This window comes from Arthrobacter sp. 3Tela_A, from assembly GCF_049311025.1.
Taxonomy (GTDB): Bacteria; Actinomycetota; Actinomycetes; order Actinomycetales; family Micrococcaceae; genus Arthrobacter_B.
This window is the reverse complement of record NZ_JAXIOM010000042.1, coordinates 22908-35848: the sequence shown is the minus strand read 5'-3', so window position 1 is coordinate 35848 and position 12941 is coordinate 22908. Positions and strand designations below refer to the sequence as shown.

Below are 12941 nucleotides of genomic sequence, written 5' to 3'. Positions count from 1 at the left end.
TGTTTATAAGAGACAGGGTCGGGGCGGTCCAGCCAGTCGGGGGCGGGAGTCGCGGAGGACAGGGCTGCGGAGACGGCGGCGGCCGGGATACGCTGTTCGGCCAGGTCGTAGGCGGTGGGAGTGGTGCGTGGCACGGTATCTGCTTTCGATCGGTGGTGGTTCGCAGGTGTCTGCAGGGCGCGGATCAGGCCGGACGGTAGCCCGTGGTTTCCGGCGGGACGGCATGGCGGATCATCAGGTGGCGGGTCACCGAGTAGTCCAGCAGCGGTTCGATGCTCATGTCCTTGCCGAAACCGGAGCCCTTCACTCCGCCGTGCGGTGCCTCCGAGGCCAGCGGCAGGTGGTCATTGATCCAGGTGACGCCAACCTCCAGCTGGTGGCTGACGCGGATGGCACGCCCGACGTCGGCGGTCCAGACCGAGGACGCCAGCCCGTAGGCGCTGTCGTTGGCCAGCGCGACGGCGTCGTCCTCCGTGTCGAAGGGCAGGGCAACCAGCACCGGGCCGAAGATCTCGCCCTGCACCAGTTCCGAGGACTGCCCGGCACCCACCACGAGGGTGGGCGGGAAGTAGAAGCCCGGCCCCTCCATGGGCGAACCGCCCTCCAGCGCCTGGGCACCGGCGTCGACCGCGCGCTGCACAAACCCGGCAACCTTCTCCCGGTGCGCGGCGGAAATCAGCGGGCCGATGTGCGTGGCGGGATCGTGCGGATCACCGATGTTGATGCCCTTGAGCTCCGCGCGCAGGGCGGCAATGGCGTCGTCGAAAATGCTGCGGTGGATGTAGACGCGGGTGGCCGCGGTGCAGTCCTGGCCGGTGTTGTAGGTGGCGCCCAGGGCGACGGCACGGGCCATCTGGGCCACGTCGGCGTCGGCAAAGACCAGCGCCGGAGCCTTGCCGCCCAGCTCCAGGTGTACACGCTTGACGTCCTTGACCGCTCCCTGCATCACTGCCCGTCCGGTGGCCGTGGATCCGGTGACCGAGACCATGTCCACTCCGCGGTGTCCGGCCAGGGCGGAGCCGATGTCCCCGCCGCCGGTCACCACGTTCAGCACGCCCGCGGGCAGGCCGGCCGAGGCAGCCAGTTCGGCCAGGCGGAGCGTGGACCCGGGAGTCAGCGGAGCGGGCTTGAGGATCACGGTGTTGCCGGCGGCCAGCGCGGGGCCGGCCTTCCACAGGGCCATGATCAGCGGGAAGTTCCACGGCGTGATGCCGGCAACCACACCCACCGGGCGGCGCACCATCATGGAGGTGTAACCGTCGGAGAACATGCCGGCACCGGTGCCGTCCACGGACCGGGCCGCGCCGGCGAAGAAGCGCAGGTTGTCAGCGCCAAACGGAATCTCGCCGTCCAGCACGGTGGTCCAGGGCTTGCCGCCTTCGGTCACTTCGCGCTCGGTCAGCGCCTCGGCGTCCTCCTCCAGCGCGTCTGCCAGCTTCAGCAGCACGCGGGCACGCTGGCCCGGGGTCTGCGCGGCCCAGCCTGCGGCGGCGTCGCGGGCGGCAGCGACAGCGGAGTCGACGTCGTCCACGGTGGACGCGGTCAGCGTGCCTGAGACTTCGCCGGTGGCGGGGTTGATGAGCTCCTGCACCTCGCCGTTGGAAGCGCGGTAGTCGTTGGAGATGAAAGTTCCGGATGCCATGGTGGTTCCTTGCATTGGTGGTGATTGTGGATCGGTGAAGCGGAGCGGATCAGTGCGCGGCGGCGACGTTCTCCAGTGCGGTGGCAGCGGCGGAGAGGCCGTCCGCGGCGCGGATCCGTTCCCCGGCTGCGCGGCAGCGGGCCTGCAGGTCCGCATCATTGAGCAGGTCGGCGATTGAGCCCAGCAGTTCCTCCGGGGTGCAGGTGTAGGTGTCCAGCCGGCGGCCGTAGCCGGATTCGTGGACGCGCTGGGCGTTGTCGTACTGGTCCCAGAACAGCGGCAGCAGGATCATCGGCTTGCCGAAGTGCAGTGCTTCGGTGGTGGTGTTGTTGCCGCCGTGCGTGATGACCAGGTCAACCTCCGGGATGATGCGGGTCTGCGGCAGGAATTCCGCGCCCCACATGTTCTCCGCCAGGGTGATTTCGTCCGCCAGCGGGCCCTTGGAGACGATGAAGTTGTAGTCACCGGCGGTGCCGAGGATATCCACGGTGCGCTGCATGAGGTCGACGTCGGCGCCGCCGAGGGAGCCCAGGCTGAAGTAGATCAGCGGCTTGGTGCCGTCCGTGAAGTGCTCGGGAAGTTCGACGGCGGACTCGGTCTCCCGCACGGCGGAGTCCACGCGGGTCCAGCTGCCGTCCAGCGGGCGGCGGGCGGTGTAGTCCAGTTCCTGCGGGTAGACGTAGATGTTGTGCACGCCGGAGTGGATGAACTCCATGCGGGGCAGCGCCGGCGCGCCCTGTTCCTGGACCCAGGCGTTGAAGTCTTCCCAGAGGTCCTTGTGGGTGCGCTCGTATTCGGCCCGGTATTCTTCCCAGCCGGTTTCATCATCCTGGCCCAGGCCGGAGTAGGCCGGAGCGATCCCGGGACCCGGAACTTCCAGCGGATTGCAGGAGACGATCCGCACGAACGGCTTGCCCGCGGTGACCAGCGCGGGAAATGCCACCACGTTGTCTTCGATGATTACATCCGGATTCACTTCGGCGATTATGCGGCGCAATTCAGGCTCGCAGTATTTGGCGCCGTCAATCGCACCTTCCCAGATAGGCCGGATAACTGTTTCCGCCTGTTCCAGGGTGGATTTCCGGAATTCCGGGGAGATTGCCTTGATGTATTCCTTCCAGAAATCACCGGCCTCCGCCTCGCCGTCCTCTGCCGGGGGAGCGAAGTCCACCAGCGCCTCTTCGAAGCCCAGCGGGGCGAGTTTGCCCTGCCAGGACGATTCGGCGGCGAAAACCACCCGGTGCCCGCGCTTCAGGAGTTCGTTGCCGATTCCAATGCAGTTATTCGTGGGCCCGTAGGCACTTTCCGGCATGAAAAGAAAAGTACATGAATTTGTCAATGGTGCCTCCTGGAATCAGTGAGTGATGCAAATTACTTTTGAGAAATGCGGCTATTGCGGCGGACGTGCCCTAGGGTGGTGAATCAGTCCAATCGAGGAAGGTTTTACATGGCACGCCCGAAGAACCAGACCGCACGCCGCAGCGAAATCGTGGCGGCCGCGCAGCGGGCGGTGGCCAAACACGGTCCGGACGGAGCGCGCCTGAACCGCGTTGCCGAGGAAGCGGGGCTGACCAGCGGGGCAGTGCTGTACTACTACCCGAACCTGGACGACCTGATGCTGGAGGCCAATCGGGAAGCGATGGAACGCTTCTACGAACAGCGCGTGCAGATGCTCGCCGCCCTGCCGGATGACCCGGCCGCGAGGCTGCTGGCCCTGATCCGCTCCGGCCTGCCGTCCGGCCCGGATGATGCGCAGGTGGCCATGCTCTGTGCCCTGGGCGGATCCGCCGGCAACAACCCGGTGACCGCCACCCTGCTGACCTCGCTGTACGAGCGGCAGGTCGGCATGTACCTGGTGGTCCTGGAGCAGGGAGCCGCCCGCGGAGTGTTCACCCTGGCGCAGGACCCGCTGACCGTGGCACGGAACCTGGTGGCCCTGGAAGACGCCTACGGCTACCGGATCATTGCCCGCCACCCCAGCATCGACGCCGAGACGGCCGCCGGGCTGATCGCCGACTACGCGCGGATCGCAACTTCTCACGGGCTGACCGTTTCCTGAGCCGCGGTGCTGCGCTGTGCGGCAGCACGGTCATCCGTCACGGCGACGGTGCGGGCTGCATCAACCACCAGGCCAACCAGCGAACCGCGCTGCGGAACCTGGACCGCGCGGACGTTGCAGGTAAACGGAGCGGCCAGGCCGGGCACCTGCACTGACACGGTGGAGGTGCCGCCCAGGAAGAACGTGTCCACGACGGTGCCCTCCAGCGTGCCTGCGCCGGGCTCGGCCAGGGAAACGTCCTCCGGGCGCACGACGGCGGTGGCTGCCGTCCCGGCCGGCAGCGTGTGGCCGGCGGCGAGCACCAGCCCGGTTTCCAGGGCGATGCCGCCGGCGACGGCGGTGCCGTCCAGCAGGTTGGCGGTGCCGATGAAGTCGGCCACGAACCGGGTGCGCGGCGCAGCGTAGAGCGCCACAGGGGTGTCCACCTGCTCCAGCCGGCCGGCGTTGAGCACCGCCACCCGGTCTGCCATGGACATGGCTTCTTCCTGGTCATGGGTGACCACCACGAAGGTCATGCCGGCCTCATGCTGCAGGCGCTTGAGTTCGAGCTGCATTTCGGCGCGGACCTTGCGGTCCAGCGCGGAGAGCGGCTCGTCCAGCAGCAGCAGGCGGGGGCGCTTGACGATGGCCCGGGCCAGGGCCACCCGCTGGCGCTGCCCGCCGGAGAGCTGTCCGGGCCGGCGGCGGGCGAATTTGGTCAGCCCGATGGTCTCCAGCGCCTCGCCGACGCGGCGGCGAACCTCGGCCTTGCCCACACCCTCGGCCTCCAGTCCGTAGGCCACGTTCTTCTCCACGCTGAGGTGCGGGAAGAGGGCGTAGGACTGGAACATCATGTTTACCGGCCGGCGGTGGGCCGGCAGCCGGGTCAGCGGTTCGCCGTCGAGCAGGATTTCCCCTTCGGCGGGGGTCTCAAAACCTGCGATGGAGCGAAGCAGGGTGCTCTTGCCGCAGCCGGAGGGTCCCAGCAGGGCGAAGAACTCGTTGCCGGCAATGTCCAGGTCAATCCCGTGCAGTGCCTGGACGGAGCCGTAGCTGTGGCTGAGGGAACGCAGCTGCAGCAGCGGCTGGTCAGCGGAAACGGTGTCAGGTCCGGTGGTCATAGTGAATCCGCAATCTTGGTCAGGCGCTGCGTGCCCAGGACCGCCAGGACGGTCAGGCCCAGCAGCATGGTGGCGAGTGCATTGATTTCGGGGGAGACGCCGAAGCGCACCATCGAGTAAATGTTGATGGGCAGGGTGGAGACGGTGGGGCTCGTCGTGAAGAACGCGATCACGAACTCGTCCAGGGACAGCGTGAACGCCAGCAGGCCGCCGGAGATGATGGCCGGTCCGAGCTGCGGAACGGTCACCTTCAGCAGGGTCCGGGCGGGGGACGCGCCCAGGTCCCGGGAGGCTTCTTCCAGTGACGGGTCCACCTGCGCGAGCCGGGCCAGGACGATCGCGGTCACGAACGCCATGGCAAACACGGTGTGGGCCAGGATCACCGAGAGCAGGCCCAGGGTGAAGTTCAGCAGCGTGAACAGGCTCAGCAGGCCGATGGCCAGCAGCAGGTCCGGGAGCATCGCGGGGGCAATTGCGATCGCCCGGATCAGGCCGCCTTTGGTATAGCGGTGGATGCCGACGGCGGTCAGCGTGCCCAGCACGGTGGCCAGGACTGCCGCTGCCGCGGCCACCACCAGGGTGTTGCCCAGGGACGCGAGGATCTCCGGTGAGCGGAACACCTCGGCGTACCACTTCAGTGAGAACCCGGACCAGGAGAACAGGTTGGAGGAGGCATTGAAGGACATGGCGGTGACCACGAGGATCGGCAGGTAGAGGAAGCCGATGGCTGCCCAGAACGGCACCCGCAGGTGCCAGCCCTGACCGGGCCGCGCGCCCCGGCGTCGTACGCTTTTCGTTCCGGCCGGGCGGGGGGACGCGGCGGTGCCGGATGAGGCTGCGGTGGTGCTCATGCGTCCGCCTGCCGTGGGGTCTTGCCTTCACTGACGGCGCGGGAGGCGCGCTGCTGGAGCACCAGCAGGAGCACCAGGAACGCGGTCATCACCAGTGCCAGGGCTGCGCCGAAGGGCCAGTCGCGGGCCTTGAGGAACTGGTCGCGGATGAGGTTGCCGATCAGCACGGTCTTACCGCCGCCGATCAGCTCCGGAATGATGAAGTTGCCCATTGCAGGCACAAACACAAAGATGCAGCCGGTCAGCGCGCCCGGGGCGGAGAGCGGCAGGGTCACGGTGCGGAAAACCCGGAACGGGGAGGAGCCCAGGTTGGTGGCAGCCTCGGTCAGCTGCGGATCCTGCGAGGACAGCGAGGCGTACAGCGGCAGGATCATCAGCGGCAGGTACATGTACACCAGCCCGACGACGACGGCCGGTTCCGTGTACAGCATGGCCACCGGTTCAGTGGTGATGCCCAGCCACTGCAGGCCCTGGTTGATCCAGCCGGCGTTGTTCAGCAGCAGGATCCAGGCGTAGGTGCGGATCAGGAAGTTGGTCCAGAACGGCAGCAGGACGGCGATGAGTGCCAAGGTGCGCCAGCGTTTGGGCAGCCGGGAAATGAACAGGGCCGCCGGGTAGCCGATCAGCAGTGCAATGGCGGTGGCGGCACCGGCAATGCCGATGGACTTCAGCACCACGCCCAGGTAGAGGGGGTCCGCCAGGCGGATGAAGTTGTCCAGCGTGAAGTTGTATTCGACGCCGCCAAACCGGCCGCGCTCAAAGAAGGCATAGACGGTGACCAGTGCCACCGGCAGGACGGCCACCACAAACAGCAAGATCCCCCCGGGGCCGAGGAGCGGGACCCCGGCCAGCCTCCGGCGCCCGGCGGCGCCGGAGGCTGCGGAGCGGAGAGCAGGCACGGGAAGCTACTTCGCGGAGATTTCCGTGGCCAGGCGGGTGTATTCGGTGCTGTAGTCGCCGAGGTCGACAATCACTTCCTGCTCAGCCAGTTCGGCAGGGGTTACGGTCAGGTTCGGGTAGGTGGCAAGCAGTTCCGGGTCCAGTGCCTCCATGGCGGCCTTGTTCGGGACCTTGTAGAGGATGTTCTCGGCTGCCCAGGAGTGGACCTCCGGCTCCAGCACGTAGTTCAGGAACGCCATGGCAGCTTCCTTGTTCTGCGAGGACTTCAGCACGGTCATGGTGTCTACCCAGAGATCACTGCCTTCCTCTGGAACCGTGAACTTGATGTTCGGATCCTCGGCGATGCCGTAGTTGCACCAGCCGTCCCAGGCCTCGGTCAGCACGGCTTCGCCTGTGACGAGCTTGGAGTAGAACGTGGTGTCATCGAAGGACAGCAGGGTGGGCTTGGTGGCTGTGAGCTGTTCCTTCACTGCTGCAAGCTCGTCCGGGTTCTCCGAGTTCACCGAGTAGCCCAGTGCCTTCAGCGCCGGCAGTGCCATCCAGCGTTCAGTGGAGAGCATGGTGGTTTTCCCGGCCACGTCAGCGGAGGGCTCCAACAGGTCATTCCAGGAGGTGGGCTCCGCCGGCAGCAGGTCGGAGCGGTAGCAGAGCCCGGTGGTTCCCCACGTATAGGGAAGGGAGAAGGTGTTGCCGTCGTCGTAAGCCATTTCCATGGCCTCGGGGTAGAGGTTCTCAATGTTGGGAATCAGGGAGTGGTCCAGTTCCTGGAGCATTCCGCCCTCATTGAGCGCCTGGGCGTATTGGCCCGAAACGAACGCGACGTCGATTCCGGAGTCTCCGCCGGCGGTCAGCTTGGCCATGATCTCTTCGTTCGTGGCGTGGTGCACGATCTGGACGGGAACTCCCGTCTCTGCCTCGAAGGTCTCGGCCAGGTCCTCGGGGTAGTAGTCGGCCCAGATGCCGACTACAAGCTTCTGCTGGCTGATGTCGGCATCGGGGTCCAGGTCCGCGGACCCGCTTCCTCCGCCGCAAGCCGACAGGGCTAGGACCGCGGTTGCTGCTACTGCGGCGGTCCGTGAAACGCGCTGGAAACTCACGATGGCTCCTACTCTTGCGCTTGTGTCTTAGATCACACCCAAGCTGGGTGGTGAATTGATCTTTGCATTAGAGTTCAGGGAATACAACGGTTATTTCTAGCCGTAACAAGCATTTAACAATCAGTCCTTGAACCTGCGTGCAAGGAATGTGAAGGTGGATTCATGGATGAAGTGAGGGCCGTGCACGGCTGTTTGCGGCTTGAGCCCGACGGCGTCCTGGCCGCACTGGATGCCCGGGGTCTTCCCGCAGCAGCAGGTGCGGGCCTGGCCGCGGACCTCACGGCCGCTGTGCTCGCAGGCGATGCGGGGTCCCTGACGGCCTCTGCCGGCGAGCTGCACGCGGTCCGCACCCGGCTGGCGGCCGGCTCCGGCCTCGAAGAGACTGCCGTGCCCGTGGACATGACCAACCTGTCCGTTGTGGTGGGTCGGGACAAGATCATCAAGCTGGTGCGCCAGTGGGGCGGGGCGGACCGCTCCGCACGGCTGCTGGCCCGGCTGGCGGATGCCGGTGTGGACGCCGTGCCCGGCTACTACGGTTCCCTGGTGTGGGAACATCCCGTGCACGGCCGCAGCACCCTGGCCCTGGTCAGTGCCGTCATTCCGGATGCGGAAGACGGCTGGACCTGGGCCGCGGACGACGTCGCTGCCTGGTTCCGCGGCGGCCCGCTTCCGGATTTTCCAGCCGCGCTGGGACGCCTGACGGCCGAGGTGCATGCGGCACTGTTTGGACCTGACCCGCTGCCGGCACCGGGTGCCGCTGAGGTGCGGGCGCGGGCCGACGGCGTGCTGGACGTTGCGCTGGCGCTCACGGGAGGCGATGCCGGCGCACGGCTCGCGAACCGGGCTGAACGCCTGCGTTCCCTGCTGGCCGCCATCCCCGAAACTGCTGCACCGGCCTTCGACCTGCACGGTGATCTGCACGTGGGGCAGGTGCTGCGCTCAGGGGATAAGTACTGGCTGCTGGATTTCGACGGCGACCCCCAGCTGCCGGACGCCGAACGCGACCGTCCCGACACAGCCGCCCGCGACGTCGCACATCTGGCCGCCAGCCTGGAAATGGTGGCCTCCGTGGCTGCCAAACGCCTGCAGGTGGCAGACACCGCGTCGCTGGACCGGCTCTACGGCTGGGCGCGGAACGCCCAGCAGGAACTGGTCCAGTCCTACCGTGCCGCTGCTGCCGGCGCTGGGTTCCCCGACCTCCTCGATGCCGAAGTGCTGCCCGGACTGGTCGCCGAGCAGCTGCTGCGCGAACTGATCTACGCCCACCGCTTCCTGCCGCGCTGGCAGTACGCCGCCGACGGCGCCATCACCCACCGATTCGAGCGGGATCCCTCCCGCACCGCACAGACAAAGGAGCCCGCGTGGACACCTCCCGCTTTATAGAGGACCTGCAGCAGGTCCCGGACTATCTGGACCGCATGGACGGGCTGCTTGAGGGCGGCTATCCGGGGCTGGCCGAGCTGCCGCCCGCCGGACGGATCCTGATCCTGGGCATGGGGTCCAGCGCCTATGCCGCCGCCACCGCTGCCCGGAAGGCCCGTGCCGACGGCGTCAATGTCCAGGTTGAGCTGGCCAGCACCGCACTGCTGCCGGCACCGGCGCCGGACCTGCTGGTTGTCGCCGTCTCTGCCACCGGCACGAGTGTTGAGGTGCTGGCGGCAGCGGAGCGCTACCGCGGCACCGGCGGGCTGGTGGCGGTGACCAACAAGCCGGGTTCGCCGCTGGCGGCCATGGCTGACTACACGGTTGAGATGAACGCAGGGGAGGAGGTCTCCGGGATTTCCTGCCGCAACTTCCGGCACTCCCTGCTGGTGATCGCCGCGCTGCTGGAGCGCTACGGTGCCTCCTACGGTGTGCTGGGGGAGTCCGCGGGGCGGGCTGCCGAAGGCAGCCGGGCGCTGCTGGGAACGTCCGGCGAGTGGCTGCCGGCGGTTTCCGAAATCCTGCAGGGACCGGACGGCACTTTCCTGCTGGCACCAGCCGAGCGGTTCTCCAGCGCAGGCCAGGGTTCGCTGATGATCCGCGAGGTGCCCCGCCGGCCGGCGTACGGCAGCGAGACCGGAGACTGGTCCCATGTGGACGTATACCTGTCCAAGACGCTGGACTACCGGGCGCTGGTGTTCGCGGGCTCGCAGTGGGATCAGCAGGCACTGGACTGGATGGTCCCGCGCGGGGCACAGATCGTCGCCGTCGGCGGCGGTTTCCCCGAGGCGGCTGTCTCCGTGACGTATCCGGGGCAGGAGCAGTGGCTGGTTTCCGCCCTGGTGGAGACCATGGTGCCGGAACTGGTGGCGTGGGACTGGTACGCCAAGGATCCGGAGTTTTCCTGGAGCGCCCGGGTAGCTGCGGAGGCCGCCCGCTAGTTCGCTACGTCTGGATGGCGATTACAAAGACGACGGCGGCTGCAAGCACCAGGACTGCGATGCCTGAGTAGGAGATCCGGGTGAACCGCTGCTGGCGGCTGCGTTCAGCCCGCCATTGCCTGCGCGTCAGTGTTGTGCTCATGCGCACGAGCGTAGGAACGGTGCCTACGGGATGCTAAGAGTACTTAGTACCTGTTTTCCGCGGATATCTACCTGTTGCGCTGATTCCCATTCCCCCATCGAGATTACAGAAACTGCCCGTTAGACCAGGTCTAACGGGCAGTTTCTGTAATGTCGATGGCGCTTCTTTGGGAAGCAGCCGCCGTGAATTATTCGTTGTGCGACTTGCCTTCAGCCAGTTCAACGGTGGTGTCCGAGCGGCCCATCATGAACGGGATGAGGTAGATGAGCGTGCCGACGACGAGGCAGACCACCATCGGCCAGACGACGTCGAGGGTCAGCCAGTTCAGGGCGTAAATCGAGGCAAGGAAGAGCCCGAAGAAGACGATGAAGGTGACGAGGTTCGAGACCAGGTGTCCTTCGCCCGAGTGGGTGGGCTGTTTGGCCTTGGTTCGTGCCATGGGAGTTTCTCCGTTTCAAAAAGTTTTCAGCGGCGGACGGATCAGTAACCGGACCCGCCGTTACCACCCTTAACAATAGCGATTCCGGAGCTAGCTCCAATTCGTGTGGCGCCCGCTTCGATCATTGCCAGTGCATCTTCGCGGCTGCGGACGCCTCCGGAAGCCTTCACACCCAAGTCAGGGCCGACTGTCCGGCGCATCAGGGCGACGTCCTCGACGGTGGCCCCGCCGCCGTTGAATCCGGTGGAGGTCTTCACAAAGTCGGCACCGGCGTCCACGGATGCTTCACAGGCCAGAATCTTCTGCTCGTCGGTGAGCAGCGAAGTTTCGATGATGACCTTCAGGATTCCGCCGGCCTCGTGGACGGCGTCGGCCACTGCGGCGATGTCGCGGACCAGGGTTTCCCGGTCTCCGCGGCGTGCGGCGGCGATGTCGATGACCATGTCAATCTCATCGGCTCCGTCCTGCAGTGCGCCCCGTGCCTCGAAGACCTTCACCTCGGTGGTGGTGGCTCCGAGCGGGAAGCCGATGACCGAGCAGGTGTCCACGCCGGAATCCTTCAGTGCGGTGTGCACGGTGGAAACCCAGAGCGGGTTAACACAGACGGACTTGAAGCGGTACTGGGCTGCTTCTTCGCAGACCCGCAGGATGTCCTCGCGGGAAGCCTCGGGCTTCAGCAGGGTGTGGTCAATGTAGGAGGCGAGGTCCGCGGTCTGCGGAGTCTCTTCAGGCGCGGCGTTCGTGGGCATGGCGGTCCTTTCCAAAACTGGTCTTCCAGTCTCCCATATGACGGGGCATGGCGGGGTCCCGGATCCGGTTATGGCCGGAGGTACAAAAAAGCCGGGCAGATTTCCCGTGGGAATCTGCCCGGCTCGACTTTAAGTCTTAGAGCGGCCAGTTGCCGATCAGCGGCTTAACAACGTTTCCGCCGCCGTTTCCGAAGGACGGAGCTGCATTCGCCGGTGCTGCAACGCCTACAGCTGCAATGGCGGCCGCAAGCAGAACCGATACGCCGAATTTCTTCATGTTTTTGCTCCTGTGAGTGAATGGATGTCCTGGTTACTGACAAAATTATCCTACCCAAGAAATCGGCGAATTATGTGGACGAAGGGGATTCCGTGTTGCGTCGTAATAATCAGCGCCAGGAGCCCCTGTCTCGGGGGCTAAAGTAACCTGAAGTACGGGTGCATCTGTCGATCGCGCTCACCGTGGGTAACGTGCAGTCAGGAAGCATGTGCAAGAACAAGAGAGTGTCGGAGCTTTGACGACTGATGACTTCATCCTAAACGAGTACAAAGCCCGACAACTATGGGAGCGTCGGGAATACGTTGACGCCATCGAGCACACACGCTCGGCCGCGGAAACAGCCGCTGCCCGCAGTGACGAAGCAGGGTGGTGGAGGATGACGTATCTTCTGGCGGAGTGCCAGCGTGAACTCGGCCTTATCGATGAATGTGTGAAGACGACGAAATTACTGTCGGATCATCGCCTGACGTTGGAGGACCCCGAACTGGCGGCCAAGGCGAAGGCGCTGAGATCAGCGGGTCTGCGGAGCCTCGGGCAGTTGCCGGAAGCCCTGAAAGTTGCACGGGAAGCTGCCCTCGAGTTTCCGGAAACGGGCCACGGAAGCAGAGGTAAGCATGAGGCCCAGCAGGTCCTGGTTGCAGTCCTCGCCGAAACGGGAAACCTGGAAGACGCGTGGCGTGAAGCCCAAACGCTGGCATCGATGGTTGACGATGCTACTGAACCCGAAAAGGCCGGTAAGTCCTACTGGGTGGTCGGCAACGTAGCGTTTCTATCGGGACGGAATGAAGTGGGTGCCAAGTATCACGATCTGGCCGCAACTCGTATCTCGCCGAGCAACGATGTGAATCTCTGGGCGCATTTCAACAAGGCTTCGGCCTTCATGCGCTTGACGGCGAATCTTGTAGAACCAGAGACCTTGCAATGTATTGAACGCGCCGAGATGGCTATTTCTGTCAGCAAAGGGACTCTGCAAGATGAGCTGGACATCGACGTGATCCGGGCGCATTGGCGCTATTTGACCGGCGACATTGCTGAAGCGAAAGCGCAGATGGATCGAACCATGATGCACGCGAACGTCATGTCACCACTCAGTGAAGGAGACGCCCGTCTTCTTTACGCAAGAATTCTGCATGCCAACGGGGACACTGCGGCTGCGGTGCAGGAGGCAACCTCGAGCGTCACGATGTTTGATGAAGTTGGTTCAATAGTGCGGGCCGATCTGGCGCGGAATTTCTTGTCTGAGATTGGGGCGGTGTCGTCTTAGCCAAACGACTGCATACGAGAGCATGTATCCGCTAGGATGGCCGGACCTAGCGGAACCG

At 65.3% G+C, this 12941-nt stretch carries 14 protein-coding genes; 4 read left to right on the top strand and 10 right to left on the bottom strand.

The genetic code is table 11. The features are described from left to right. Positions 1-184 precede the first annotated feature (184 nt). Both TVC13_RS12675 and TVC13_RS12670 read right to left on the bottom strand, forming a co-directional pair. Positions 185-1642, bottom strand: coding sequence for an aminobutyraldehyde dehydrogenase (locus tag TVC13_RS12675; RefSeq protein WP_422401549.1), 1458 nt, complete (start codon positions 1640-1642; stop codon positions 185-187). A 49-nt stretch (positions 1643-1691) separates the two neighbouring features. After that, a complete protein-coding gene (locus TVC13_RS12670; RefSeq protein ID WP_422401548.1) occupies positions 1692-2954 on the bottom strand; it encodes a nucleotide disphospho-sugar-binding domain-containing protein in 1263 nt (420 codons plus the stop codon). Positions 2955-3089: 135 nt separating this feature from the next. Between TVC13_RS12670 and TVC13_RS12665 the strand changes: the two genes are divergently transcribed. Further along, positions 3090-3701: a TetR/AcrR family transcriptional regulator gene (locus tag TVC13_RS12665; protein WP_422401547.1), complete on the top strand. Its 612-nt coding sequence runs from the start codon at positions 3090-3092 to the stop codon at positions 3699-3701. Here TVC13_RS12665 and TVC13_RS12660 read toward each other — a convergent pair. Genes TVC13_RS12660 through TVC13_RS12645 form a run of 4 tightly spaced genes read right to left on the bottom strand, consistent with a single transcriptional unit; the run spans position 3680 to position 7649 of the window. Then, the gene (locus tag TVC13_RS12660) at positions 3680-4801 is read right to left on the bottom strand and encodes an ABC transporter ATP-binding protein (RefSeq protein WP_422401546.1); all 1122 of its coding nucleotides are present in this window, start codon (positions 4799-4801) and stop codon (positions 3680-3682) included. The genes TVC13_RS12665 and TVC13_RS12660 overlap by 22 nt on opposite strands. Then, on the bottom strand, positions 4798-5652 hold the full coding sequence (locus TVC13_RS12655; RefSeq protein ID WP_422401545.1) for an ABC transporter permease: 855 nt from the start codon (positions 5650-5652) through the stop codon (positions 4798-4800). The genes TVC13_RS12660 and TVC13_RS12655 overlap by 4 nt, the downstream gene beginning before the upstream one ends. After that, on the bottom strand, positions 5649-6551 hold the full coding sequence (locus tag TVC13_RS12650; protein ID WP_422401544.1) for an ABC transporter permease: 903 nt from the start codon (positions 6549-6551) through the stop codon (positions 5649-5651). The genes TVC13_RS12655 and TVC13_RS12650 overlap by 4 nt, the downstream gene beginning before the upstream one ends. 6 nt (positions 6552-6557) lie before the next feature. Continuing rightward, positions 6558-7649, bottom strand: a complete 1092-nt coding sequence (locus tag TVC13_RS12645; protein ID WP_422401543.1) for a polyamine ABC transporter substrate-binding protein — start codon at positions 7647-7649, stop codon at positions 6558-6560. Positions 7650-7811: 162 nt separating this feature from the next. Between TVC13_RS12645 and TVC13_RS12640 the strand changes: the two genes are divergently transcribed. Then, complete coding sequence (locus tag TVC13_RS12640) at positions 7812-9032, top strand: hypothetical protein (protein ID WP_422401542.1); 1221 nt, start codon at positions 7812-7814, stop codon at positions 9030-9032. Further along, entirely contained in the window at positions 9011-10012 is a 1002-nt protein-coding gene (locus TVC13_RS12635) for an SIS domain-containing protein (protein ID WP_422401541.1), read from the top strand. Before TVC13_RS12640 ends, TVC13_RS12635 begins: the two co-directional genes overlap by 22 nt. A gap of 4 nt (positions 10013-10016) precedes the next feature. On the opposite strand, the gene TVC13_RS12630 is transcribed toward TVC13_RS12635, so the two are convergent. The 4 genes from TVC13_RS12630 to TVC13_RS12615 all read right to left on the bottom strand — a co-directional run bounded on the left by TVC13_RS12630 (position 10017) and on the right by TVC13_RS12615 (position 11619). Then, complete coding sequence (locus tag TVC13_RS12630) at positions 10017-10154, bottom strand: hypothetical protein (RefSeq protein WP_422401540.1); 138 nt, start codon at positions 10152-10154, stop codon at positions 10017-10019. A gap of 187 nt (positions 10155-10341) precedes the next feature. After that, complete coding sequence (locus TVC13_RS12625) at positions 10342-10593, bottom strand: hypothetical protein (RefSeq protein WP_422401539.1); 252 nt, start codon at positions 10591-10593, stop codon at positions 10342-10344. A gap of 41 nt (positions 10594-10634) precedes the next feature. After that, positions 10635-11342 carry a deoxyribose-phosphate aldolase gene (gene deoC, locus TVC13_RS12620; RefSeq protein WP_422401538.1) on the bottom strand — a complete coding sequence of 236 codons (708 nt, stop codon included), beginning with the start codon at positions 11340-11342 and terminating at the stop codon, positions 10635-10637. Between the two features lie 136 nt (positions 11343-11478). Continuing rightward, positions 11479-11619 carry a hypothetical protein gene (locus tag TVC13_RS12615; RefSeq protein WP_422401537.1) on the bottom strand — a complete coding sequence of 47 codons (141 nt, stop codon included), beginning with the start codon at positions 11617-11619 and terminating at the stop codon, positions 11479-11481. Positions 11620-11854: 235 nt separating this feature from the next. Between TVC13_RS12615 and TVC13_RS12610 the strand changes: the two genes are divergently transcribed. Beyond that, complete coding sequence (locus TVC13_RS12610; protein ID WP_422401536.1) at positions 11855-12883, top strand: hypothetical protein; 1029 nt, start codon at positions 11855-11857, stop codon at positions 12881-12883. Positions 12884-12941 lie beyond the last annotated feature (58 nt).